The 23907-nt window shown below is 60.2% G+C and carries 21 protein-coding genes; 7 read left to right on the top strand and 14 right to left on the bottom strand.

Translation table 11 applies throughout. The features are described from left to right. The first annotated feature begins 6 nt into the window (after positions 1-6). The gene (lipA, locus tag ACZ0A4_RS20175; RefSeq protein WP_161986515.1) at positions 7-1005 is read left to right on the top strand and encodes a lipoyl synthase; all 999 of its coding nucleotides are present in this window, start codon (positions 7-9) and stop codon (positions 1003-1005) included. Positions 1006-1177: 172 nt separating this feature from the next. Then, the gene (locus ACZ0A4_RS20170) at positions 1178-2128 is read left to right on the top strand and encodes a S66 peptidase family protein (RefSeq protein WP_463576138.1); all 951 of its coding nucleotides are present in this window, start codon (positions 1178-1180) and stop codon (positions 2126-2128) included. A 92-nt stretch (positions 2129-2220) separates the two neighbouring features. On the opposite strand, the gene ACZ0A4_RS20165 is transcribed toward ACZ0A4_RS20170, so the two are convergent. The 5 genes from ACZ0A4_RS20165 to leuS all read right to left on the bottom strand — a co-directional run bounded on the left by ACZ0A4_RS20165 (position 2221) and on the right by leuS (position 8328). Next, positions 2221-3543: a lytic murein transglycosylase gene (locus ACZ0A4_RS20165; protein ID WP_463576137.1), complete on the bottom strand. Its 1323-nt coding sequence runs from the start codon at positions 3541-3543 to the stop codon at positions 2221-2223. A 60-nt stretch (positions 3544-3603) separates the two neighbouring features. Next, a complete protein-coding gene (arfA, locus tag ACZ0A4_RS20160; protein WP_047296807.1) occupies positions 3604-3768 on the bottom strand; it encodes an alternative ribosome rescue factor ArfA in 165 nt (54 codons plus the stop codon). 183 nt (positions 3769-3951) lie between these two features. Next, positions 3952-4989 carry a DNA polymerase III subunit delta gene (gene holA, locus ACZ0A4_RS20155; RefSeq protein ID WP_463576135.1) on the bottom strand — a complete coding sequence of 346 codons (1038 nt, stop codon included), beginning with the start codon at positions 4987-4989 and terminating at the stop codon, positions 3952-3954. Between the two features lie 39 nt (positions 4990-5028). Beyond that, positions 5029-5634, bottom strand: coding sequence for an LPS-assembly lipoprotein LptE (locus tag ACZ0A4_RS20150; protein ID WP_463576134.1), 606 nt, complete (start codon positions 5632-5634; stop codon positions 5029-5031). Between the two features lie 87 nt (positions 5635-5721). Next, on the bottom strand, positions 5722-8328 hold the full coding sequence (gene leuS / locus ACZ0A4_RS20145; RefSeq protein ID WP_463576133.1) for a leucine--tRNA ligase: 2607 nt from the start codon (positions 8326-8328) through the stop codon (positions 5722-5724). A 255-nt stretch (positions 8329-8583) separates the two neighbouring features. Between leuS and ACZ0A4_RS20140 the strand changes: the two genes are divergently transcribed. After that, positions 8584-8907, top strand: coding sequence for a hypothetical protein (locus ACZ0A4_RS20140; protein ID WP_463576132.1), 324 nt, complete (start codon positions 8584-8586; stop codon positions 8905-8907). 104 nt (positions 8908-9011) lie between these two features. After that, the gene (locus ACZ0A4_RS20135) at positions 9012-9773 is read left to right on the top strand and encodes a YdcF family protein (RefSeq protein ID WP_463576131.1); all 762 of its coding nucleotides are present in this window, start codon (positions 9012-9014) and stop codon (positions 9771-9773) included. A gap of 87 nt (positions 9774-9860) precedes the next feature. Here ACZ0A4_RS20135 and lnt read toward each other — a convergent pair whose 3' ends face one another. The 5 genes from lnt to miaB all read right to left on the bottom strand — a co-directional run bounded on the left by lnt (position 9861) and on the right by miaB (position 15275). After that, the gene (gene lnt / locus ACZ0A4_RS20130; protein ID WP_463576130.1) at positions 9861-11384 is read right to left on the bottom strand and encodes an apolipoprotein N-acyltransferase; all 1524 of its coding nucleotides are present in this window, start codon (positions 11382-11384) and stop codon (positions 9861-9863) included. A gap of 14 nt (positions 11385-11398) precedes the next feature. Further along, a complete protein-coding gene (locus ACZ0A4_RS20125; protein ID WP_007909641.1) occupies positions 11399-12238 on the bottom strand; it encodes an HlyC/CorC family transporter in 840 nt (279 codons plus the stop codon). A gap of 5 nt (positions 12239-12243) precedes the next feature. Further along, a complete protein-coding gene (gene ybeY, locus ACZ0A4_RS20120; RefSeq protein WP_463576129.1) occupies positions 12244-12738 on the bottom strand; it encodes an rRNA maturation RNase YbeY in 495 nt (164 codons plus the stop codon). After that, complete coding sequence (locus ACZ0A4_RS20115) at positions 12731-13729, bottom strand: PhoH family protein (RefSeq protein ID WP_038361873.1); 999 nt, start codon at positions 13727-13729, stop codon at positions 12731-12733. Before ACZ0A4_RS20115 ends, ybeY begins: the two co-directional genes overlap by 8 nt. A gap of 217 nt (positions 13730-13946) precedes the next feature. Beyond that, positions 13947-15275: a tRNA (N6-isopentenyl adenosine(37)-C2)-methylthiotransferase MiaB gene (gene miaB, locus ACZ0A4_RS20110; RefSeq protein ID WP_463576128.1), complete on the bottom strand. Its 1329-nt coding sequence runs from the start codon at positions 15273-15275 to the stop codon at positions 13947-13949. 133 nt (positions 15276-15408) lie between these two features. Between miaB and ACZ0A4_RS20105 the strand changes: the two genes are divergently transcribed. Beyond that, the gene (locus ACZ0A4_RS20105; protein WP_003185742.1) at positions 15409-15738 is read left to right on the top strand and encodes a DUF1820 family protein; all 330 of its coding nucleotides are present in this window, start codon (positions 15409-15411) and stop codon (positions 15736-15738) included. 121 nt (positions 15739-15859) lie between these two features. On the opposite strand, the gene ACZ0A4_RS20100 is transcribed toward ACZ0A4_RS20105, so the two are convergent. The 4 genes from ACZ0A4_RS20100 to ACZ0A4_RS20085 form a co-directional block, all read right to left on the bottom strand. Then, positions 15860-16414, bottom strand: a complete 555-nt coding sequence (locus ACZ0A4_RS20100; protein WP_463576127.1) for a tetratricopeptide repeat protein — start codon at positions 16412-16414, stop codon at positions 15860-15862. Between the two features lie 225 nt (positions 16415-16639). Next, positions 16640-17923 carry a glutamate-1-semialdehyde 2,1-aminomutase gene (gene hemL, locus ACZ0A4_RS20095; protein ID WP_038361864.1) on the bottom strand — a complete coding sequence of 428 codons (1284 nt, stop codon included), beginning with the start codon at positions 17921-17923 and terminating at the stop codon, positions 16640-16642. 15 nt (positions 17924-17938) lie between these two features. Further along, the gene (gene thiE / locus ACZ0A4_RS20090) at positions 17939-18562 is read right to left on the bottom strand and encodes a thiamine phosphate synthase (RefSeq protein WP_150706837.1); all 624 of its coding nucleotides are present in this window, start codon (positions 18560-18562) and stop codon (positions 17939-17941) included. Between the two features lie 18 nt (positions 18563-18580). Beyond that, a complete protein-coding gene (locus ACZ0A4_RS20085) occupies positions 18581-19378 on the bottom strand; it encodes a hydroxymethylpyrimidine/phosphomethylpyrimidine kinase (protein ID WP_463576126.1) in 798 nt (265 codons plus the stop codon). 303 nt (positions 19379-19681) lie between these two features. Here ACZ0A4_RS20085 and ACZ0A4_RS20080 point away from each other — a divergent pair, with 303 nt between their 5' ends. Both ACZ0A4_RS20080 and ACZ0A4_RS20075 read left to right on the top strand, forming a co-directional pair. Continuing rightward, positions 19682-22036 (top strand): hybrid sensor histidine kinase/response regulator, encoded by a 2355-nt coding sequence (locus tag ACZ0A4_RS20080; RefSeq protein ID WP_463576125.1) that lies wholly within the window; start codon positions 19682-19684, stop codon positions 22034-22036. 96 nt (positions 22037-22132) lie between these two features. After that, positions 22133-23782, top strand: a complete 1650-nt coding sequence (locus ACZ0A4_RS20075; protein ID WP_463576124.1) for an acyl-CoA dehydrogenase family protein — start codon at positions 22133-22135, stop codon at positions 23780-23782. Positions 23783-23907: the final 125 nt, after the last annotated feature.

Here is a 23907-nt window from a genome sequence, read left to right as displayed (position 1 = left end):
CAAACCATGATCCCGACGCTCGACGTGACCGAGCGCCCGGCCCCGCGTCCCAAGGTAGAAGCCGGCGTAAAGCTGCGCGGCGCCGAGAAGGTTGCACGCATCCCGGTAAAGATCATTCCGACCACCGAACTGCCGAAGAAACCTGACTGGATTCGCGTACGCATCCCGGTTTCGCCGGAAGTCGACCGGATCAAGAGCCTGCTGCGCAAACACAAGCTGCACAGCGTCTGCGAAGAAGCGTCCTGCCCGAACCTGGGTGAGTGCTTCTCCGGCGGCACCGCGACGTTCATGATCATGGGTGACATCTGCACCCGTCGCTGCCCGTTCTGCGACGTTGGCCACGGTCGTCCGAAACCACTGGACGTCAACGAGCCGGAAAGCCTGGCTATTGCCATCGCCGACCTCAAGCTGAAGTACGTGGTGATCACCTCGGTTGACCGCGATGACCTGCGTGACGGCGGTGCCCAGCATTTTGCCGACTGCATCCGCGAAATCCGCAAACTGTCGCCGAACGTGCAGCTGGAAACCCTGGTTCCGGATTACCGTGGTCGCATGGACGTTGCCCTGGAAATCACCGCGGCCGAGCCGCCGGATGTGTTCAACCACAACCTGGAAACCGTGCCACGCCTGTACAAGGCTGCGCGTCCAGGTTCGGATTACCAGTGGTCGCTGACTCTGCTGCAACGCTTCAAGCAGATGATGCCGCACATTCCAACCAAATCCGGTCTGATGCTGGGTCTGGGCGAGACCGACGAAGAAGTCATCGAAGTGATGAAGCGCATGCGCGAACACGACATCGACATGCTGACCCTGGGTCAGTACCTGCAGCCGTCGCGCAGCCACTTGCCGGTGCAGCGTTTCGTGCACCCGGACACCTTCGCCTGGTTCGCCGAGGAAGGTTACAAGATGGGCTTCAAGAACGTTGCCTCGGGCCCGCTGGTGCGTTCTTCGTACCACGCAGACGAGCAGGCCAAGCTGGTCAAGGCTGAGCTGCTGGGTTCCTGATCCGGCGCTGAATTAAAAAATGCCCGCCGAGGCTTTAACGCCCGGCGGGCATTTTTTTGCCCGTCTTACATTCGATGCTGATTTTTCCTGCAACCTGCGGCGTGGCTGACCCTCTTCTGTTTAGCGCCGTTCCTGACTACTGTGTGCACATGACTCACAGGGAGATCCAAGGATGACCGTTCGACCGACCCACACACTTTGTCCGCACAGAACCGTGCCCGCGCTGCCCTCCGAAGGGTTGATCGGCGTCATTGCGCCTGCGGGCCCCGGAGCGCTGGACACCGAGAAAGCGCTGCAATGGATGCGCGCCCGTGGCTATGGGTTGAAGGTATTTCCCGGCGTCTACGAGAAGGACGGCTATCTGGCCGGCAGTGATGATGTGCGCCTGCGAGACCTGCACGCGGCGTTCGCTGATCCCGAGGTCAACGCGATCATTTGTCTGCGCGGCGGCTACGGCACGCCGCGATTGCTCGACCGCATCGACTACGACTTGCTGAGCCGCAACGCCAAGCCCTTCGTCGGCTACAGCGATATCACCGCGCTGCACCTGGCCATCAGTCGTTATGCCGGATTCGTGACCTTTCACGGGCCACTGCTTAACGCCGACCTGTTGGGGAACAAAGAGCCGCCGACGGTCACCTCGTTCTTCGCCATGCTGCGCGGGCAATTGAAGGCAGGGAGTGTGTTCAGCCATCCGGTCGCTTATCCGTTGACCACTGTCGAGCCCGGCATCGCCCACGGTCGCTTGCTTGGTGGCAATCTGGCGATGATCGCATCGACGCTGGGTACGCCATACGAGATTGATGTCGAAGGGGTGATTCTGTTTATCGAAGACATCAACGAGCCGCTGTATCGCATTGATCGCTTGCTGACCCAGATGCGTCTGGCCGGCAAGTTGGCCAAGTTGCGCGGGGTATTGGTCGGGGATATTGCCGGCGTGGATGTCGAAGCGCTGAACCGCTTGCTCAAGCAGACCTTCGAGCCTTTGCGAATTCCGGTTTTGTCTGGCTGGCGCAGCGGGCATTGCGATCCGAACCTGACGCTGCCGATGGGCGCACTGGTGCGGCTGGATGCGGGGAAGCAGGAATTGATGCTGGAGCAGGATGTGGTGATCAAGGCCTGAAGGTTTACTGCCTGATAGTCAGTCTTCGCGAGCAAGCCCAGTGTGGGAGCGAGCTTGCTCGCGAAAGCGATATCAGCCATACGACAATTGTTCTACTGAGTCCGCAGGCTTTCCAGCAACTTGTGCGTCGGATACCCGTCCGCCGGCCAGCCAAACGACTGCTGGGCACTGCGAATCGCTTTACGCGTATTGGCGCCAATAATCCCGTCCGCCGTGCCGGCATCGTAATTGCGCGCGCTCAACAGGGTCTGCAACTCCATACGCTCGGTGCGGCTAAGCGGCAGGTCATCTTTCGGCCAGCTCCCGTTGATCAAGCCGCCACCGCTGAAACGCTCGGACAACAGGCTCACTGCCAGCGCGTACGACGAGGAGTTGTTGTACTTGAGGATCGCGCGGAAGTTGTCGAGGATCAGGAACGCCGGACCGCGATAGCCAGCGGGCAGCAGCAAGGCGGCGGACAATTGTTCCGAACCGGCTGGCACCTGAGCACCGTTTGGCAGGCTCACGCCCAACTGACGCCATTCGGCAACGCTCTTGCGAATCGCACCATCAGCCAGCGTGTAATTGAAACTGCCCGGCAATTGCACTTCAAAACCCCACGGCTGGCCACGCTGCCAGCCAGAGCTTTGCAGGTAATGCGCGGTCGAGGCCAGTGCGTCAGCAGGGCTGCCCCAGATATCGCGGCGACCGTCACCGTCGAAGTCCACAGCATGAGTGTTGTAGGTGGTCGGAATGAACTGGGTCTGTCCCATCGCGCCGGCCCAGGAACCGAGCATCTTCTCCGGCGTGATATCGCCTTGTTGCAGGATCTGTAGTGCGGCGATCAGCTGTGCGTGAGCAAAGCCCGGGCGACGGCCTTCGTAGGCGAGGGTGGCCAGCGAGTTGATCACCGACTTGCTGCCCTGGAACTGGCCGAAGTTGCTTTCCATGCCCCACACGGAAACCAGTGCCTGACGGTCAACGCCATAACGCTGCTCAATGCTTTGCAGGATGTCGGCGTACTGACTGATCAGTGCCTGACCTTTACGTACGCGTAGCGGCGAGAGGGCACCATCGAGATATTCCCACACTGGCCGGGAGAACTCCGGTTGACTGCGGTCGGCCCGAATCACGCTGGCGTCGAAGCTGACATTGGCGAACGCGCGATCGAACAGATCCGCGCGAATTCCGGCGGCCAGCGCATCTTTACGGAAGCCAGCCTGCCATTCAGCAAAGGTCTGGGTCGGCTGGAGATCCAGAGGGTCGGCGGACGGCACTACCGGCGGGATAATCGCTGGGGCCGTGGCGACAGGAGCGGCTTGAAGAGGTTGCGCATCGGCTGCGGTCGGTTTTTCCGCGCAGGCGACAAGCAGAATGAAGCTGGAGGCAGCGATCAGTTGGCGAACAGGCCAACGACGGGAAAGACTTAGGGGCATGCACAGTTCCAGGAAAACGAATCAGGTGCAGACCTTAACATGACCGGGGGGGGCTGCGCTTCAAGCGGCCAGAAAGTAAGAAGCCTCCCAGCTGTCAGACTGGAAGGCTTCGCGGCGGTAGCTGCCTTTACCCTTGGATGGTCGTTCCTGGCGGCTGCGGAACAGGGGCTGGGCGACGATGGATTTGGCCTTGTTGGGGCCATGTTTCGATGGCTTTTTGCTCATGAGGGTTCTCTCGAGTGAGTGGGTTTTGCGGGGGAAATAATCTGCCGATGTCGGGCGTCTGTCCAGTCCCTGATGTGCAGGAATGTTCTGGCGCTTTCGCGAGCAAGCTCGCTCCCACATTTGGAATGCATTTCAATGTGGGAGCGAGCTTGCTCGCGAATGGCCGTTGTGCGGTAGAGCAGGTTATTCGGCGGGAAGTGTCAGACGCTGGCCAGACATCAATAGCGCCAAGCGACTCAGGCTCATCCACGGCGACCCGGCAGCCTGACCTTTGATCTGCGCATCGATACGCTGCGCTTCCAGCAGCAACTGCGCCCAGCGTTGCGCCGAGTAGCGTTGCAGGGCTTTGCTCATCAGCGGTTTGCGCTTGTCCCAGACTGGCGGTTTTGCCTGGCTGAAACACTTGTCCAGCGGCGTGCCCTGACTGTACTGCAACGAAATATTGGCCAGCAGCCGCAGCTCCCGCGCCAGCGCCCAGAGAATCACCGGCGGCTCGACGCCTTCGCCACGCAAGCCTTCAAGCATGCGCAGCGCATGTGCCGGTTCACCGTTGAGCACGGCATCGGTCAGGCCGAACACGTCGAACCGCGCACTGTCGGCCACAGCGGCCTGCACGGTTTCGACGGTGATCTGTCCACCTTCGGCCATCAGCTTGAGCTTCTCTATTTCCTGCGCGGCGGCGAGCAGGTTGCCCTCGACACGCGCAGCAATCAATTCGACGGCGTCCTGACTCGCCGATAGCCCGGCCTGAGAGAGACGCTGACGAATCCAGCTCGGCAACTGATTGGCGTCCACCGGCCAGATCTGAATGAACTGGGTTTGCTGACCTTCGACCAGCGCCTTGCCCCACTTGGTTTTCTGCGCGCTGCCATCCATCTTGGGCAGGCTGATCAGCAGCACCGTGTCTTCGGCGGGACGCGAGCAATATTCGATGAATGCAGCGGCGCCCTTGTCACCAGGCTTGCCCGAAGGCAGGCGCAGTTCCAGCAGGCGTTTTTCCGAGAACAACGACATGCTGGCGCCGGCCTGCAACAACGTGCCCCAATCGAAATTGGCGTCCGCGGCGAAAACCTGGCGTTCATCAAATCCTTGCTGGCGCGCAGCATTGCGGATGGCGTCGGCGGCTTCCTGACACAGCAGCGGGTCATCGCCGCTGATGATATAGACCGGTGCCAAAGCACCTTGCAGGTGTTTACCGAGTTGGGCGGGAGCGAGCTTCATAAGAAATGCCGAACGGGGCGCCTGAGCGCCCCGAACGTCTTACGGCTGCGGTACTTCGAGCGGCGACTGACGCGGGGTTTCCGCTTCAGCCTTTTGTGCCGCTTGCAGCGCATCGGCTTCTGCCTTGGCGCGGTCATTGGCGGCTTGCTGCAGCTGCTGCAGTTGCCCTGGGGTCAGTTGCTGCAGACGCAGCATCATGCGTTGGACCAGTTCGCGAGTGGTTTCGCGACGGGCGTCGTTGGCTTCCTGATCGGAGCCCACAAGGTTGTTACCGTCGTGAATAAACACTTTCTGAACTTCAAGCTTGTCGCTCAGCAGTTGCAGGTTCTTGTCGCCACGGATCTCGTAGTTCAGAACCGTACTGACTTGATACTCGCCCGTACGACCTGCACCGGCGTAGCTGAGGATACGCTGGCTCTCCTGCTGGTCTGCCAGGTAGAGCTTGTACGGGGCACCGCTATAAACCTTGACGCCACTCGACTCCAGCACCTGGCGCAGTTGCGTGACCGTCTCGCCGTAGGCGTTACGGGCGCTCAGATCGAGTTCCTTGATCGACAGTTCGTTGGTGCCGGTACCGCGCAGCTGGAAACCGCAGGCGCTCAACAGAACGGCGAGGCCCATCACCAGCAGATTGCGTTTGATCATTGTGTTGCTCCCCTTGAAACCACGTGGGCCGACTGTACGGCCCGAAAGGTTTTACTTGGCGTCAGGCAAACCTGACGCCCGATCCAATTAGCTGGCGACGATGTTGACCAGTTTCCCCGGCACAACGATCACTTTACGAATCGTCAGGCCGTCGACGAAACGCAGTACGTTTTCGTTACCGCGCGCTGCCGCTTCGACTTCTTCGCGGGTCGCGCTGGCCGGCATTTCAATCTGGCCGCGCAGCTTGCCGTTGACCTGGATCACCAGGGTCAGGCTGTCCTGCACCAGCGCGCTTTCGTCGACTGCCGGCCAGCCAGCGTCGATGACTGCGTCGGCGTGACCCAGCTTGTTCCACAGTTCGTGACTGATGTGCGGCGTGATTGGCGCCAGCAACAGCGTCACAGCTTCCAGGCCTTCGTGAATCAACGCACGATCCTGCTCGGTAGCTTGTGCGGCTTTTTCCAGCACGTTCATCAGCGTCATCACCTGAGCGATGGCGGTGTTGAATTTGTGGTTCTGGCCGACGTCGTGGCTGGCTTGCTTGATGGCCACGTGGATCGAGCGGCGAACGGCTTTCTGCTCGTCGTTCAGGCCGGCGATGTCCAGTTTGCCCGGCAGCCCCTGAGTGACGTGGGCTTGCGCCAGACGCCAGACGCGCTTGAGGAAGCGGTGCGAACCTTCAACGCCGGAGTCGGACCACTCAGCGCTCATGTCGGGTGGCGAAGCGAACATCATGAACAGGCGGCAGGTGTCAGCGCCGAACTGATCGATCATCGACTGTGGGTCGACGCCGTTGTTCTTGGACTTGGCCATTTTCTCGGTGCCACCGATTTCCACTGGCAGACCGTCGGACTTCAGTTTGGCGCTGATGACCTTGGCTTTGCTGTCGCGCTCGAGTTCCACGTCTGCCGGATTGAACCAGGTGTAGGCACCATTGGCTTCGCGACGATAGTAAGTCTCGGCGATCACCATGCCTTGGGTCAGCAGGTTCTTGAACGGTTCGTTCGAGCTCACCAGACCTTCGTCACGCATCAGTTTATGGAAGAAACGCGCGTATAACAGGTGAAGAATGGCGTGTTCGATACCGCCGATGTACTGATCGACCGGCAGCCAGTGATCGGCGGCGGATTTTTCTACCAGACCACCTTCAAAGTGCGGCGAGGCGTAACGGGCGTAGTACCACGACGACTCGACGAAGGTGTCCATGGTGTCGGTTTCACGCTTGGCAGGCTGGCCGCATTTCGGGCAGCTGCATTCGTAAAACTCAGGCATGCGCGCCAGCGGCGAACCGGCGCCGTCCGGCACCACGTCTTCCGGCAGGACTACAGGCAGTTGATCTTCCGGCACCGGCACGTCACCGCACGCATCGCAGTGGATGATCGGGATCGGGCAGCCCCAGTAGCGCTGGCGGCTGATGCCCCAGTCGCGCAGGCGGAACTGGGTGCGGGAGGCGCCGAGTTCTTTCTTGATCAGTGCGACTTCCATGGCGTCGAACGCGCCCGCGAAGTCAAGACCGTCGAATTCGCCGGAGTTGATCAGCGTGCCGTGCTCGCCGTAGGCATCTTGCCACGGGGCCGGATTGGTCTCGCCAGAGCTGGTACGCACCACCGATTTCACCGGCAGGCTGTACTTGTGGGCGAATTCGAAATCACGCTCGTCGTGCGCCGGCACGGCCATTACAGCACCGTCGCCGTAGTGCATCAGCACGTAGTTGGCGATCCACACCGGCAGTTTTTCGCCGGTCAGCGGGTGCTCGACGAACAGGCCGGTCGGCAGGCCTTTTTTCTCTTGCGTGGCGACGTCGGCTTCGGCAACGCTGCCGCCCTTGCATTCAGCGATGAACGCTTGCAGCTCAGGGTTGTTTTTCGCGGCCAGGGTGGCCAGCGGGTGCTCGGCAGCCACGGCGACATAGGTCGCACCCATCAGGGTGTCCGGACGGGTGGTGAAGACTTTCAGAGTGCCGGCTTCGCCGATGGAATCGACGTTGTACGGGAACTGCACTTCCATGCCGCGGGATTTGCCGATCCAGTTGCGCTGCATGGTCTTGACCTGTTCAGGCCAGCCAGTCAGTTCGTCGAGGCTCTCCAGAAGCTCATCCGCGTAGGCGGTGATCTTGAAGTAGTACATCGGGATTTCGCGCTTTTCGATCAGCGCGCCGGAACGCCAGCCGCGACCATCGATCACCTGCTCGTTAGCCAGAACGGTCTGGTCGATCGGGTCCCAGTTCACGGTGCCGTTTTTACGGTAGATCACACCTTTTTCGAACAGGCGCGTGAACAGCCATTGTTCCCAGCGGTAGTAATCCGGCTTGCAGGTGGTGACTTCGCGCGACCAGTCGACCGCCAGACCCAGGCTGCGCAGCTGGGTTTTCATGTAGGCGATGTTTTCGTAGGTCCACTTGGCCGGCGCGACGTTGTTCTTCATCGCGGCGTTTTCCGCTGGCATGCCGAACGCGTCCCAACCCATCGGTTGCAGAACGTTCTTGCCGAGCATGCGCTGGTAGCGGGAGATCACGTCGCCGATGGTGTAGTTGCGCACGTGCCCCATGTGTAGCTTGCCGCTGGGGTAAGGGAACATCGACAGGCAGTAATAGGTTTCCTTGCCTGGCTGTTCACTGACTTCAAAGGACTTTTGCTCGTCCCAGAACGATTGGGCGGCGGCTTCGATTTCACGGGGCTGATATTGTTCGTGCATGGCTACTTTTGTACTGGATAGGGGTGGCCTAATCCTCTTCAACGCAGGTTCCGGGGTTGGCCCGGACGAGCTGGAAGTGGAATTACAGGAAGCGCCGTAGCATACATGACCGCGCTTGGCCTAGGGAAACCCTGATTACAGCTGTTTGTCCCGGCCAATCCGTGGCGAGGGCCGTTGGTCGCGGCGTGCAGCCGGTTTGTGCAGCGAAGCTAAGCTCTAACTGGGGAGTGAGTCTTATCTTCAATGAGGTGAGGGATGGTGGAGCAACGGCAGAAAAAAGTGACTAAACCCGAGTTGTACGAAAGGTTGATTGACCGTCTGGGTATGGCCCTGGACGCTGTAAAAACCGCTGACCGGCTGCGCGACGAGCGCCCCTTGGAACTGGAATTGCGTGGCTTGAGTCCCGCCGAGTTCAAACTGGTCAAGGCCTATCTGGATCGCAGTGAACGTGAAACGCACGGATGCTTGTCGCAGGCAGTGAAGCAGCTCGATGCAGCACATTCGGCCAAGATCATCTGGCTCAAGGACAAGGCGCCCGGCAGAGACACCGTCAAGGTTCGCTCTCTGCAGGCCAAGTAAGCGCATGGCAGGTCAAGAACCGGATCTTTTTCAACAGGATCCCACCTATTGGTTGTAACGCTTAATTAACACTCTTAGGCTTCGGGCACCTCTGGAGATGCCCGATGCCCTTTCGTTATTTCATCAAACAACTTTTATTGCCGCCCGGCATTCTCTTGCTGCTGTTGCTGGCTGCGTGGTGGCTGCGCCGCTCACGGCCGCGACTCGCAGGCGTGTGTTTTGCCCTTGGCTTGGGCGGCTTATGGCTAATGAGCTTGCCGGTGGTCGTGCAATGGGGCGCGAAAGCGCTGGAGCGCGACCCACCGCTGGCCCGAGAAGAGTGGGCAACGCTGGCGCAGCGGGCTGACGCCATTGTGGTGTTGGGCTCCGGGCGCGAGCGCGGCGATCTTGCGTGGGGTGAGGATCAGCCGACCGGCGTGGGGCTTGAGCGTCAGCGTTACGCGGCTCGATTGGCCAAGGCGTCCGGATTGCCGATTCTGACCACGGGCGGACTGCATTACGGAACGCCACCGACTGAGGCAAAGTTGATGGCCGATTCGCTGCGTGATGACTTCGGCGTCACCGTGCGTTGGCAGGAAGGCGAAAGCCGTACCACGTGGGAAAATGCCAGGTTCAGCGCCGATATCCTGTTGCCGCAGGGTATCAAGCGTGTGGTCGTGGTGACGCAGGCCTGGCACATGCCGCGCTCGGTGTGGAGTTTTCAACAGGCGGGATTTGAAGTGGTGCCGGCGCCGGTCGGGTTTCTCGGTACCGATAACGCAAGACCGTTTGGTGGCTGGTTGCCGGAATTCAAGTCGATCTGGCAGAGCGGGCAGTTGCTCAATGAAGCGGTGGGGCAGGTGGGGTATTCGTTGTTCTACCGGTGAAGATCAAAAGATCGCAGCCTTCGGCAGCTCCTACATTGGGATTTGCGTTTTCCCTGTAGGAACTGCCGCAGGCTGCGATCTTTTGCTTTAAAGGGTTTTCGACATCCGGCTAGCCATCAGTGCCCAGCCAAACAGCAGCAAGCAGACAATGATCAACGGCCACGAGCGCCATTGCAGATACGGGGTCAGGTTGTGCATCGGCACCACTTCACCGTACAAAATCCCTTGTTCGAACTGCGGGATCTGCTCGGTGATCTGCCCGAACGGGTTGATCAACCCGGTCACGCCGTTGTTGGTTGCGCGGATCATCCAGCGCCCGGCTTCCAGTGCACGCATCTGCGCCATCTGCAAATGTTGCAGCGGGCCGATCGAGGTGCCGAACCAGGTGTCGTTGCTGATCGTCAGCAGCAGATCACTGCGCGCCGACAGGCTGGCGGCAAACTCCGGATACACCACTTCGTAGCAGATGAACGGCGCGATCTGATAACCCTTGGCCTGCAACAGTGCCTGATCCGCCGGGCCACGGGCGAAGTCCGACATCGGCAGGTCGAAGAAAGCGATCAGTCCGCGCAATATATCCTGCAGCGGCACGTATTCACCAAATGGCACCAGTTTCTGTTTCAGATAAGTGCCATCGCCTTCGCCCACCACGGTGATGCCGTTGAAGAAGCGTCTTTCGCCGTGCACCGTCTGGCGGATCGGCACACCAGTGATCAGCGCCGATTTACGCTCGGCAGCGAAGGTGCCCATCATGCTCAGGTAGCCTTCGGCAGATTCCTTGAGCACCGGCACGGCGGTTTCCGGCCAGATCAGCAGGTCCACCGGTTTCGAGCGGAAACTCAAATCGCGATACAGCGCCAGTTGCGCGTTGAGTTCGGCCGGGTCCCATTTCATGCTCTGGGCGACGTTGCCCTGAATCGCGGCAACACTCAGCGGCGCGCCGGACGGGCTGGTCCAGGCGTGGCCCTTGAGCGCAATGCCCGCCACCCACGGCCCAACCAGCAGCACCAGACCCGCGGCAATAAAACCTTTGCGGCCGGATTGCAGCAGACGCGTCGCGTTGTAGATCAACGCTGCCGTGAGTGCCAGAACAAACGACACCAGCCACATGCCGCCGACCGGCGCGAGCCCGGCCAATGGCCCGTCGAGCTGGCTGTAACCGGAGTACAACCACGGGAAACCGGTGAGGAACCAGCCGCGAAATGCTTCCTGACCGACCCACAGCGCAGCAAATGCCAGAGCATCGGCCACCGGTGCTTCGTTACGGCGCAACCAGCGAGCCCACAACCAGGCGGGCAGGGCAAAGAACCAGGCAATCGCCGCCGTAAACAACAGCATCAGGAAACCGGCCAGCAGCACCGAAGCGCCGCCGAAATGGTGAATGCTGTAATAGATCCAGCTGGTGCCGGCGCCGAACAGGCCGAAACCGAAGCACCAGCCACGGCCCAGTGCCTGACGCGGGCTCAGCTCGCGCAAACCGGCATAAAACAAGCCGACTGCCAGCAAAGCCAGCGGCCAGATGTTGAAAGGTGCCAGAGCAAAAGTGGTGATTGCACCGGCCGCCACGGCCAGCAGGTTACCGGGCCAGCCGGGGCGGGTTGTCCAGCGCATTTCAGTCCTTAGAATCAACGAGCAATTGGCGTCAGTCGCAGCAAATGAATCCGACGGCTGTCGGCGTTCAGGATGCGGAAGCGATAGGCGCCGATTTCAGTGATTTCGTTACGTTTTGGCAAGTGCCCGAACGCGCTCATCACCAGGCCGCCGACGGTGTCGAACTCGTCATCAGAGAATTCGCTGTCGAAGAACTCGTTGAAGTTCTCGATCGGCGTCAGGGCCTTGATCAGGAAGTCACCGCTGGGCAGCGGCTTGATGTAGCTGTCTTCTTCGACGTCATGCTCGTCTTCGATATCGCCAACGATCTGTTCCAGCACGTCTTCGATCGTTACCAGACCGGCCACACCGCCGTATTCGTCGATGACGATGGCCATGTGGTTGTGGTTGGCGCGGAATTCACGCAGCAACACGTTCAGACGCTTGGACTCCGGCACGAAAGTGGCCGGGCGCAGCAGATCCTTGATGTTGAAGCTGTCGCCGTTTTCCTTGAGGATCAGCGGCAGCAGATCCTTGGCCAGCAGCACGCCCATCACGTCGTCATGGCTTTCGCCGATGACCGGATAACGCGAGTGGGCCGAATCGACCACGGCCGGGAGGAATTCACGGGGTGTCTGGGTCGCCTTGATGCTGATCATCTGCGAACGCGGCACCATGATGTCGCGTACTTGCAGGTCAGCCACCTGAATGGCGCCTTCGACGATGGCCAGCGCTTCGCTGTCCAGCAGTTTGTTCTGATGTGCATCACGCAGCAGCTCGAGAAGCTCCTGACGGTTTTTCGGCTCGTGGGCAAAAGCCTGGGTCAGTTTACCCAGCCATGACTTCTGCCCGTTGCTCGATCGATCTTCGCTCATAGCGATTACTCTGAATCCTTTGTTGTAACGATAGGGGATGTTTCGGGTTCGTCGTCCGCGTACGGATCGGGATAGCCCAGTTCAGCAAGCAACTCGCGTTCCAGTGCTTCCATTTCTTCGGCTTCTTCGTCATCTATATGGTCGTAACCGAGCAGATGCAAGCAGCCGTGAATGACCAGATGTGCCCAGTGGGCCTTTAGTTCCTTGCCTTGTTCGGCGGCCTCGCGCTCGACCACGGCCACGCAGATCACCAGATCGCCGAGCAACGGGATGTCGAGAAACTCGTCGGGCACTTCAGCCGGGAACGACAGGACGTTGGTCGCGTAATCCTTCTGGCGCCAGGTGTGGTTGAGCTCGCGGCCTTCTTCCTCGTCGACCAGACGAATGGTCATTTCCGAGTCAGCGGTGCGCTGGCGCAGGGCCAGTTCGCACCACAGGCGGAAGTCGGCTTCACTCGGCGCGTTCGCTTCAGTCGCGATTTGCAGGTCTAGCTCAAGCATTTCGCGAGGTGTCCTTGGGTGCTTCGTCACGGTTTTCGAAGCGCTCGTAGGCTTCGACGATCCGCTGGACCAAAGGATGGCGCACGACGTCTTTCGGCTGGAAGTGGGTGAAGCTGATACCGGGTACGTCTTTGAGCACTTCGATCACATGGTGCAGGCCCGATTTGGTGCCTTTCGGCAGGTCGACCTGGGTGATGTCACCGGTGATGACGGCGGTGGAACCGAAGCCGATCCGGGTGAGGAACATCTTCATCTGTTCAACGGTGGTGTTCTGACTCTCGTCGAGAATGATGAAGCTGTTATTGAGCGTACGACCGCGCATGTAGGCCAGCGGCGCAACTTCGATCACCTGGCGTTCGATCAGCTTGGCGACGTATTCGAAGCCGAGCATCTCGTAGAGCGCGTCGTAGAGCGGGCGCAAATACGGGTCGATCTTCTGCGACAGGTCGCCGGGCAGGAAGCCGAGTTTTTCACCCGCTTCAACCGCCGGACGCACCAGCAGGATGCGGCGGATCTGCTCGCGTTCCAGTGCATCGACAGCACACGCCACAGCCAGATAGGTCTTGCCGGTACCGGCCGGGCCAATGCCGAAGTTAATGTCGTTGCCGAGGATTTCCTTCACGTAGCGCAGTTGATTCAAGCCGCGCGGGCGAATCATGCCTTTCTTGGTGCGCAGGGCAACGGACGCTTCGGCGGGGGCGTGATTGTCCAGCTCGACCACAGCCGATTCCTGCAGGAACAGGTGAACCGTATCCGGCGACAGCTCTGAACCTTTGGTTTCCCGGTACAGGCGACGAATCAGATTTTCCGCAGACGTGGTGTGTTTGGGGTCGCCGATCAGCTCGAACTGGTTTCCGCGGTTGCGGATCTCGATCGTCAGGCGCTGTTCGATCAAGCGCAAATGCTCGTCGAATTGCCCGCACAGATTGGCGAAGCGGCGAGCCTCAAAGGGCTCGAGGATAAAACGATGTGGTTCTATGGGTGCGTTCAAGGTCGTATTTAGCCGCCCTGGGGCAATTAAGATGAAATCAAGGATAACGCCAGAGGCCTGGGTGCGAAAGCTCTTAAATATCTCAGCTTCAATCAACATCCCTGTGGGAGCTGGCTTGCCAGCGATAGCGGTGCAGCAGGCGACATATTTGTCGGGGCTGATGGCCTCATCGCTGGCAAGCCAGCTCCCACAGGTTTCTCTGTGCTTCTGATATCTGTTACTGGATCAGCGAGCCGCGCAGCGAGTGCGGTTGTGCAGCGTCGATGTGTACATCAGCAAACTGACCGATCAGGGTTGGATTGTCGCAGCGGAAGTTGACGATACGATTATTCTCGGTACGTCCTTGCAGCTCGCCCGGATCTTTCTTCGAGTAATCGGTCACCAGAATCCGCTGTGTCGAACCAACCATTTGTCGGCTGATCTCGAAACCTTGCTGATTCAGGCGATGTTGCAGCGCGTTCAGGCGCTCCTTCTTCAAATCTTCCGGGGTGTCGTCCGCCAGATCGGCGGCCGGGGTGCCCGGGCGCTGGCTGTAAACGAACGAGTAGGAAAAGTCGAAACCGACGTCGGAAATCAGCTTCATGGTCTGTTCGAAATCTTTCTCGGTCTCGCCAGGGAAGCCGACGATGAAGTCCGAGCTGATGCAGATGCCCGGCACAGCGGCGCGCAGTTTGCGCAGCTTGGATTTGTACTCAAGTGCGGTGTGGTTGCGCTTCATCGCCGCGAGAATCCGGTCGGAGCCCGATTGCACCGGCAAGTGCAGATGCTTCACCAGTTCCGGCACGTCGGCGTGGGCCTGGATCAGGCTGTCGGAGAATTCCAGCGGGTGCGAAGTGGTGTAGCGGATGCGGTCGATGCCGTCGATGGCGGCGACAACGCGGATCAGCTCGGCCAGATCGGCGAGACGACCGTCATGAGTGGTGCCGCGATAGCCGTTGACGTTCTGCCCCAGCAAGGTCACTTCACGCACGCCGTTTTCGGCGAGGTGGATGATTTCGGCGATCACGTCGTCGAATGGTCGGCTGACTTCTTCGCCACGGGTGTAAGGCACCACGCAGAACGTGCAGTACTTGCTGCAGCCTTCCATCACCGACACATAAGCACTCGGGCCATCGATGCGCGGCTCGGGCAAGTGGTCGAATTTTTCGATTTCCGGAAACGACACGTCGACCTGCGGCAGCTTGGTGACGCGCGCGGCGTCGATCATCTCCGGCAGGCGGTGCAGGGTCTGCGGGCCGAACACGACGTCGACGTACGGCGCGCGATCACGGATCGCCGCGCCTTCCTGGCTGGCCACGCAACCGCCGACGGCGATGACCATGTCCGGGTTGGCCAGTTTCAGTTCGCGCCAGCGGCCCAGCTGCGAATACACGCGATCCTGGGCGCGCTCGCGGATCGAGCAAGTGTTGAGCAGAATCACGTCGGCGTCTTCCGCGCGAGCGGTGACTTCCAGGGCCTGATGTTCACCCAGCAGATCGACCATGCGCGAGCTGTCGTACTCGTTCATCTGGCAACCGTGGGTTTCGATGTAAAGCTTCTTGGCCATGGAATAGGGTCATCACGTGATTCAAAGAACCCGGCATTATAGGGAACAAGCCTTCAGGTTCCTACCGCTGCGCGTCCGGTGGCTATGCTATAGTTTGCGCCCTCATTTTTATCCCCGATGTTATCCCCCCGCCATGACCAAACGCGAAGCTCCAATCTATAAGGTGATTTTCCTCAACCAGGGCCAGGTGTTCGAAATGTACGCCAAGCAGATCTATCAAAGCGATCTGTGGGGCTTTCTGGAAGTGGAAGAGTTCGTCTTTGGCGAGCGCACGCAAGTGGTCGTCGACCCGAGCGAAGAAAAGCTCAAGGCGCAGTTCGAAGGCGTGGTACGCAGCTTTGTGCCGATGCATTCGATCGTGCGTATCGACGAAGTGGAACGTCTGGGCACCCCGAAAATCAGCGAAGCCCGCGGCGCGGTCGGCAATGTGATGCCGTTCCCGATGCCGATGCCTGAGAAGTAAGCCTTAAAACCGAGTCGCCTCTTCGCGAGCAGGCTCGCTCCCACAGCGATCTTCTGAACACTGGAGATCTACTGTGGGAGCGAGCCTGCTCGCGAAGAGGCCAGAAAAATCTGCGCAGAATTTAAGGCAGGGGCGAGAACGGCGTACGCCCATCGGCGCTTTGCAGTTCCATCAGGTATTTACGGAAAATTTGCCCGAGCACCTGGGTCGCGGTCTCGAGATCTTCGCGGGACATTTTTTCGGAGACTTCATCGGCCGTGTCCAGCGCGTCTTCAGCGCCGTTGACCGCGGCCATCTTCAGCACGATATACGCCTGAATGTTGTTGGCCTGCACGCCTTCACCGTGGAAGAACATGGTGCCGAGCTTGAACTGAGCCTGAGCGTGGCCTTGCAGCGAGGCTTTCTCGAAATAGCTCAGGGCTTGATTGAGGTCGCGCGGCGCATTTTTGCCATCGTAGTAGAACTCACCCAACTCGTATTGCGCTTGCGCATCCCCTTCGTCCGCCGCTTTCTGGCAGGCGACCAGTGCCTGCGTGACGTCTTGCGGCTGAGTATTGAGGGTGCAACGACCCATCGCCGGGATCAACAACGAGTTGCCGCCTGCTTGTGCATGCGCGAGCAGGGGCTGAAGGAGCAACAGGCAGCCCAAGGCAAGGGTGCGGCCGGTGCGGTTCATGGGAATCGACTTACCTCTGAAGGGCACGCGGACCCATCGAGGGATCCAATAAGCGCGCATTATGAAATAAGCAGGGCCAACCTTACAAAGTCTTTACTCGTTTTTCTGCTGCGCGGGGAATATATCGCCCACTTTAGGGGAGATTTTTAGCAGGAGCATCGGAAAAACAGCGTGGGTGTAGGTGAATGCTGACGCTGGCGATAGCCAACGTCAGCGGTGCGGCGATTACTTCAGTGCAGCGAAGGCGCGTTCGGCAGCGTCAAGCGTCAGTTTCAACTCGGCTTCGCCGTGGGCGATCGAGGTGAAACCGGCTTCGAAGGCGCTCGGTGCCAGGTACACGCCACCTTCCAGCATCAGGTGGAAGAAGCGACCGAACAATGCAGCGTCGCTGGCCATCACGTCTTCAAAGGTGACGATGTCGTCAGCGCCGCTGAAGTACAGGCCGAACATGCCGCCAGCCTGGGTAGTCACGAACGGAATGCCAGCGGCATCGGCGCGCTGTTGCAGACCGTCGAGCAGGCGCGTGGTGTAGTCGGTCAGCTCGGCGTGGAAACCCGGACGGCTGATCAAACGCAGCGTGGTCAAACCGGCGGCCATGGCCAGCGGGTTACCCGACAGCGTGCCGGCCTGATACACCGGGCCCAGCGGCGCGATGCGTTCCATGATTTCACGCTTGCCGCCGAAGCAGCCGACCGGCATGCCGCCGCCGATGATCTTGCCGAAAGTAGTCAGGTCAGGGTTTACGCCGTAGTACGCCTGAGCACCGCCGAGGGCGACGCGGAAACCGGTCATCACTTCGTCGAAAATCAGCACCACGCCATGCTTGTCGCACAGCGAACGCAGGCCTTCGAGGAAGCCCGGCGCCGGTGGTACGCAGTTCATGTTGCCGGCGACCGGTTCAACGATGATGCACGCCACGTCCTCGCCAACTTCAGCGAGCATCTTTTCCACAGCGTCGATGTCGTTGAACGGCAGGGTCAGGGTGTGTTTGGCGAATGCTGCCGGTACGCCAGCCGAGCTCGGTACGCCTTGGGTCAGTGCGCCGGAACCGGCCTTGACCAGCAGGCTGTCGGAGTGACCGTGGTAGCAGCCTTCGAACTTGATGATGCTGTCGCGGCCGGTGTAACCACGGGCCAGACGGATTGCGCTCATGGTCGCTTCGGTGCCGGAGCTGACCATGCGCACCATGTCCATCGACGGCACCAGCGAGCAGACCAGATCGGCCATCTCGGTTTCCATCGCGGTCGGCGCGCCGTACGACAAGCCGTGTTGCAGCTGATTGCGCACTGCGTCCAGCACGTCCGGGTGGCTGTGGCCGAGGATCATCGGACCCCACGAACCAACGTAATCGACATAACGCTTGTCGTCTTCGTCGGTAACGTAAGCACCTTCAGCGTGCTTGAAGAACAGCGGCGTGCCGCCAACGCTCTTGAACGCACGAACGGGCGAGTTCACGCCACCGGGGATGTGTTTCTGGGCATTGGCAAACAGGGTTTCGGAACGAGACATGATCGGGCTCTCAAATCAGACTTTCAGTAATTCATTGAACGCGCGGGCGCGGCGGGTCACTTCGGCGGTGCTCTCGGCACCAAACAGACCGTGGACTACGGCGAGCAGGTCGACCCCATGGGCCACCAGCGGTGCAGCGTTGTCGAGGGTGATGCCACCAATCGCGCAGATGGGCAAGTGCAGTGTGCGTTTGGCTTCGTCGAGCAGATCGAGGCTGCAGGTCGGTGCGCCGGGCTTGGTGTTGGAATTGAAGAAGCGACCGAAGGCAACGTAGCTCGCACCTTCTTTGGCCGCTTGTTCGGCCAGCGCGATTTGCGCGTGGCAAGTCGAACCGATGATTGCTTTGGAGCCGAGCAGGGCGCGAGTCGGCGACAGCGGGCCGTCGGTCTGACCGAGATGCACGCCGACGTTGAGGCGCGCGGCCAGTTCGGCATCATCGTTGATGATCAGCTGCGTCTTGTAGCGCTCACACAGATCGCGCAGCGCTTCGGCCTCGCGCAGACGGCGGGCCTCGTCGCTGCTTTTGTCGCGGTATTGCAGCAGGGTGACGCCGCCTTCCAGCGCCGCCTCCACGTAAGACAGAAACTTGCCCGCCAGCAATTGGCTGTCGGTAATGGCATACAGGCCACGTAGTTTCATCGGGCAGACCTCACGACGTTACGAGCAGAAATCCAGCGGCAGGCGACGCGGGACGAACTGGCCTTTGCCCAGTTGTTCGGCATCGCGCAGGGTGCGCCAGGTGTAATCCAATGCACTGCGCACGGCGCTGGCTAGGTGTTCGCCCTGCGCCAGGCGACCGGCCAAAGCACTGGCCAGTGTGCAACCGGAACCGTGATAGCTGCCCGGCAGGCGCTGGCAGATAAAGGTTTCACGCAGACCGTTGCGGCTGTACACGCGGTTGTGGATTTCAGTTTCGTCGCCGTGGCCGCCGGTGATCAGCAGGTTTTTGACGAACGGCAGGAGTTTTTCAGCGCACTCGTCCGCAGTGCCTTCGGGCAGTTCGGCGAGGATGCGCGCTTCAGGAAGGTTAGGGGTGGCAATGATCGACAGCGGCAGCAGACGCTCGCGCATCGCATAGCCGACCTCGTCCTTGCCCAGGCGACCGCCGCCACCGGCGCGCAGCACCGGGTCGCAGACCACCGGCAAGTGCGGGTGCGCCGAAAGCAGTTCGACAATGGTGTCGACCATTTCCAGCGAACCAAGCATGCCCAGTTTGACTGCCGCAACTTCGGAGTCGTTGAGCACGGCATTGGCCTGAGCCAGTACCCACTCACGGTCGAGGACGCGGAAGTCAGTGACGTTGACGGTGTCTTGCACGGTCAGGGCGGTGACGGCCGGAGCCGCATGGCAACCCTGCGCGAGCAAGGCTTCGATATCTGCCTGCAAGCCGGCGCCACCACTTGGATCGTGGCCGGAGAGACAGAGGACAACGGGGCGGGAGCTGTAGATATTCATGGTGCGCGAGCTTACCACCAAACCTGATTTTCGGGTTCAGTGCCGTTGTCTTGGGCCGATACCCTGGCAGGAGAATCCGACCGCTCTGTCACAAGCTGACCAACTCAACAGCTCTAGCTCGCTGCTTTGCTCTGGAACGCCCGTTCTAGAGCCTTTGTAGGAAAAATTTCAATGGTGCTTAATGGCCATCAACGGCTATGCTAGTCTGGATCCAAACCAATAACAGGTAATACCGGTTTTACGTCTACTCAAAGGGAATGGGGGGCTTCCTGACACAACCGGACGAGCCACGCTGGGGCTTCAATGCGCTATTTGCTGATGTTGTTGTTCTGCTTGCCCCTTATGGCGAGCGCCGTCGAGTTCGACGAATTTACCCAGAGCCTCCCTCTGGGCCGGTCGCTGCAAATGTTCGAAGACCCGAGCGGTCTAGCGAGCATTGCCGATGTTCGCGCGCAAGCTGCCGCCGGCAATTTCAAACCTCATGATAAAGCCACGCTCAATGCCGGTTACTCGCGCTCGGCGTTCTGGCTGAAGATTGACCTGCATTACCGTCCGAGCAATCCCGCCGCCCAGCGCACCTGGCTGCTGGAACTGGCTTATCCACCGCTCGACCATCTCGACCTCTATACGGCCGACGCCAATGGCGACTACCGCCTCGTCCGGCAAACCGGAGACGCCTGGCCGTTCGCCAGTCGCGAGATCCGCCAGAACAACTATCTGTTCGATCTTTCATTCAAGCCGGATCAAACGCAAACCGTGTATCTGCGACTGGCCAGCGAAGGCTCGATTCAGGCACCGGTCACGTTATGGTCCAGTACTGCGTACCTCGAAGATCAGCCGGTGCGCCTGTACGTACTCGGCATCATTTATGGTGTGCTATTGGGGATGGTGGTTTACAACCTGTTCATCTTCCTTAGCGTGCGCGATACCAGTTACCTCTATTACATCTTCTATATAGCCTCGTTCGGCCTGTATCAACTTTCCGTGAATGGCGCTGCTGTCGAGTATTTCTGGCCGGACAATCCATGGTGGGCCAATGCGGCGACGCCGTTCTTCATCGGTTGCGCGGGCTTGTTCGGTAGTCAGTTCGCCCGCAGTTTCCTGCAAACCAAAACCCATAGCCGCTGGCTCGATCGTTTGCTGATCGGCCTGATTGCGTTCGGCGCATTGGTCATGGGTTTGTCGCTGATGACCAGTTACGCCCTGGCACTGCGCCTGGCAACGACGCTGGCGCTGACCTTCACCGTGGTGATTTTTGCCGCCGGGATTCTGGCCTGGTGGCGCGGCTTGCGCGTTGCGCGTTATTTCATCATCGCCTGGTCGGCGTTTCTGCTCGGCGGCGTCGTCAACACGCTGATGGTGCTGGGCCTGCTGCCGAACGTGTTCCTGACCATGTACGCCAGCCAGATCGGCTCGGCCATTGAAGTCGCGCTGTTGTCGCTGGCGTTGGCCGACCGCATCAATGCGATGCGTGAGCAACAAGCGCAGACGCTGTACGACGCCGGGCAGAAACTCGAAGTGCTCAACCAGCAACTGGCCCACAGCAACAAGCTCAAGGACGAATTCCTCGCGACCCTGACCCACGAACTGCGCACACCGATGAACGGTGTGATCGGTTCGCTGGAGCTGATGCAGACCGTCGATCTGAATCCGGAGCTTGAGCAATATCAGCAGACCGCCGCCGGTTCCGCGCGGGACATGATGCGCATGGTCAACGGCATCCTGACCCTTACCGAATTGCAGGCGGGCAAGCTTAAGGCCACGCCGGGCAGCTTCAGTCTGCGCGCAGTAGTTGAAGCGTTGCGCTTGCAGTTCGAAGGCAACGCAGCGAGCAAGTCGCTGGACTTCAAAGTCGAGGTGCTGCCGACGCTGCCGGATCGCCTGCACGGCGACAGCGCCAAACTCGCGCAATGCCTGGAATGCCTGCTGGATAACGCGATCAAGTTCACCCGCGTCGGTGGTCTGGCGCTACGGGTCACCGGCAAACCGTCGACGGACAATCGCCTGGCGCTGTCGTTTGCGGTGATCGACACCGGCATCGGTTTCACCGATCTGGGTGAGGCGACGATGTATCAGCGTTTCTTCCAGCTCGACGGTTCGATGACTCGCGAATACGGCGGCTTGGGTGTCGGGCTGGCGATCTGCCGACAGTTGGTCGAGTTGCTCGGTGGCAAGCTCACGCACCGCTCGGAGCCCGGGCGTGGCAGCCGCTTCCAGCTAGATGTCGAATTCGAATTGCCGGTGATGGAATCGGCGCCGATCTCTGCGCCTTCGCACGATTGCGTACGAGCACCGCAGGACTGCACGGTGTTGCTGGTGGACGACAACAGCGTCAATCAACTGGTGATGCGCGGCATGTTGCTCAAGCTCGGCTTCCGCGTGCGTACTGCTGATAACGGTGCGGCGGCATTGGACTGCCTGCAGCGGGAGACCTTCGATGCAGTGCTGATCGATTGCCAGTTGCCGGCTCACGACGGCGCGTCAGTGTGCTGCCAGATTCATGCGTTGCCGGGCTGCGCGAACTTACCGGTATTCATGTTGGCGCTCACCGCCGACCGAGAGCTCTGCAGCACCGGCGCTGCTATCGATTACCTGAACAAACCGGTGAAATTCGAGGACTTGCAGTCAGCACTGGAACGCCGCGTACTGTGTTGTTGACAGGGTAAAAGCGCCGCAAAATCGGCGGATATGACACTTTGATCAACCTTGGGGCGGTGCTTAACTGGATCTCTTGGTTGAGCAAAGGAGCCCGTCATGAACCTGCATCAGTTCGCCGAAACCCACGAAGTCATCAACCAGCCACCGTCGCTGGACGGCACCAACCTGTACCGCATCGACCAGCCGTTGCAGGAGTGGTCGCGCAGGTTCGGCGCCGGTTGGGCCGAGTCGCGGATCGATGCCTACGGCGCGCTCGCCGGTGGCCCGCTGATGGAAGCCGGATTCCTTGCCAACCAGAACAAACCGGTGTTCGCCAGCCATGACCGCTATGGCCATCGCATTGATCTGGTGGAATTTCATCCGGCTTATCACGAGCTGATGCGCACGGCGATCGAGCATGGCCTGACTTCGCTGCCATGGGCCCATCCACAGGATGGCGCCCATGTCGCCCGCGCCTCGATGACTTATCTGCACAGCCAGGCCGAGGCGGGCAGCGGTTGCCCGTTGACCATGACCTTCGCCAGCGTGCCGGCCCTGCGCTTGCAGCCGAATCTCGCTGAGCAATGGCTGGCGAAAGTCCTCGCCACCGAATATGACCCGCGCAACGTCGGCATGGCGCACAAGGCCGGGGTGACCATCGGCATGGCCATGACCGAGAAACAGGGCGGCACCGACGTGCGCGCCAACACCACGAAGGCCTATCCGGTCGGCGCCAGCGGTCCGGGTCAGGCCTACGAGTTGGTCGGGCACAAGTGGTTCTGCTCCGCGCCAATGTGCGACGCGTTCCTCACGCTGGCGCAGACCGACAAGGGCTTGAGCTGCTTTCTGCTACCACGCCATCGCCCGGACGATACGCGCAATCAGTTCTATATCCAGCGTCTGAAAAACAAACTCGGCAACCAGTCCAACGCCTCCAGCGAAGTGGAGTTCCGTGGCGCGCTGGCGTGGATGGTCGGTGAAGAAGGGCGCGGCGTGCCGACCATTATCGAAATGGTGGCGATGACCCGCTTCGATTGCATGGTCGGTTCCAGCGCGCTGATGCGTCAGGCGCTGACCCAGGCCAGTCATCACTGCGCACACCGCAAGGTCGGCGGCAAACTGCTCAGCGAACAGCCGTTGATGCAAAACGTGCTCGCCGATCTGGCGCTGGAAAGCGAAGCCGCGCTGGCGCTCAGCCTGCGCATGGGCAAGGCGCTGGATCATCTGGATGATCGCCATGAAGCGCAATTCGCACGATTGGTCACAGCGGTTGGCAAGTACTGGATCTGCAAGCGCGCGCCGGGGATGATCAACGAAGCGGCGGAGTGCATGGGCGGCGCCGGGTATGTCGAGGACAGTATTCTGCCGCGCCTGTACCGCGAGGCACCGGTGAACTCGACGTGGGAGGGCTCGGGGAACGTGCAGTGCCTCGACGTACTGCGGGCGTTGTCGAAAGAGCCGGGTGTGCTGGATGTGTTGTTCAGCGAGTTGGGTGACGGGCATGGCGACAAGCGACTGGCTGCGCATATTCAGCAGTTGCAGGCGCAATTCAAGGATACGAGCGACATTCAGTATCGGGCCCGGCAGTTGACCGAAGATATTGCGCTGGGGTTGCAGGCCAAACTGTTGCTGGAGGCCGGAAACTCAGCTGTCAGCGATGCCTTTATTGCCAGCCGGCTGAGCGCTGGTGGCCGCGTCTACGGCGCCTTGCCACGCGGCCTCGACATCGAAGCCCTCGTCGCCCGCTCAACCCCGCAAGGTTTCTGACTCAATCCCCCAGCACCATAAAACCCTGTGGGAGCTGGCTTGCCAGCGATGAGGCCGACACATTCAACATCAATGTTGGCTGACAGGCCGCCATCGCTGGCAAGCCAGCTCCCACAGTGATTCGC

It is taken from the genome of Pseudomonas sp. AC172 (assembly GCF_979258595.1).
This window is presented reverse-complemented; position numbering and strand designations above follow the sequence as displayed.

Bases quoted from the DNA above. Each gene is read 5' to 3' on its own strand.
- ACZ0A4_RS20075 (WP_463576124.1), top strand. From the start codon at position 22,133: ATGAACCTGCATCAGTTCGCCGAAACCCACGAAGTCATCAACCAGCCA.
- ACZ0A4_RS20170 (WP_463576138.1), top strand. From the start codon at position 1,178: ATGACCGTTCGACCGACCCACACACTTTGTCCGCACAGAACCGTGCCC.
- hemL (WP_038361864.1), bottom strand. From the start codon at position 17,923: ATGTCTCGTTCCGAAACCCTGTTTGCCAATGCCCAGAAACACATCCCC.
- holA (WP_463576135.1), bottom strand. From the start codon at position 4,989: ATGAAGCTCGCTCCCGCCCAACTCGGTAAACACCTGCAAGGTGCTTTG.
- arfA (WP_047296807.1), bottom strand. From the start codon at position 3,768: ATGAGCAAAAAGCCATCGAAACATGGCCCCAACAAGGCCAAATCCATC.
- thiE (WP_150706837.1), bottom strand. From the start codon at position 18,562: ATGAAACTACGTGGCCTGTATGCCATTACCGACAGCCAATTGCTGGCG.
- lipA (WP_161986515.1), top strand. From the start codon at position 7: ATGATCCCGACGCTCGACGTGACCGAGCGCCCGGCCCCGCGTCCCAAG.
- ACZ0A4_RS20135 (WP_463576131.1), top strand. From the start codon at position 9,012: ATGCCCTTTCGTTATTTCATCAAACAACTTTTATTGCCGCCCGGCATT.
- ybeY (WP_463576129.1), bottom strand. From the start codon at position 12,738: ATGCTTGAGCTAGACCTGCAAATCGCGACTGAAGCGAACGCGCCGAGT.
- leuS (WP_463576133.1), bottom strand. From the start codon at position 8,328: ATGCACGAACAATATCAGCCCCGTGAAATCGAAGCCGCCGCCCAATCG.
- ACZ0A4_RS20100 (WP_463576127.1), bottom strand. From the start codon at position 16,414: ATGAACCGCACCGGCCGCACCCTTGCCTTGGGCTGCCTGTTGCTCCTT.
- ACZ0A4_RS20125 (WP_007909641.1), bottom strand. From the start codon at position 12,238: ATGAGCGAAGATCGATCGAGCAACGGGCAGAAGTCATGGCTGGGTAAA.
- lnt (WP_463576130.1), bottom strand. From the start codon at position 11,384: ATGCGCTGGACAACCCGCCCCGGCTGGCCCGGTAACCTGCTGGCCGTG.
- ACZ0A4_RS20085 (WP_463576126.1), bottom strand. From the start codon at position 19,378: ATGAATATCTACAGCTCCCGCCCCGTTGTCCTCTGTCTCTCCGGCCAC.
- ACZ0A4_RS20165 (WP_463576137.1), bottom strand. From the start codon at position 3,543: ATGCCCCTAAGTCTTTCCCGTCGTTGGCCTGTTCGCCAACTGATCGCT.
- miaB (WP_463576128.1), bottom strand. From the start codon at position 15,275: ATGGCCAAGAAGCTTTACATCGAAACCCACGGTTGCCAGATGAACGAG.
- ACZ0A4_RS20080 (WP_463576125.1), top strand. From the start codon at position 19,682: ATGCGCTATTTGCTGATGTTGTTGTTCTGCTTGCCCCTTATGGCGAGC.
- ACZ0A4_RS20140 (WP_463576132.1), top strand. From the start codon at position 8,584: ATGGTGGAGCAACGGCAGAAAAAAGTGACTAAACCCGAGTTGTACGAA.
- ACZ0A4_RS20105 (WP_003185742.1), top strand. From the start codon at position 15,409: ATGACCAAACGCGAAGCTCCAATCTATAAGGTGATTTTCCTCAACCAG.
- ACZ0A4_RS20150 (WP_463576134.1), bottom strand. From the start codon at position 5,634: ATGATCAAACGCAATCTGCTGGTGATGGGCCTCGCCGTTCTGTTGAGC.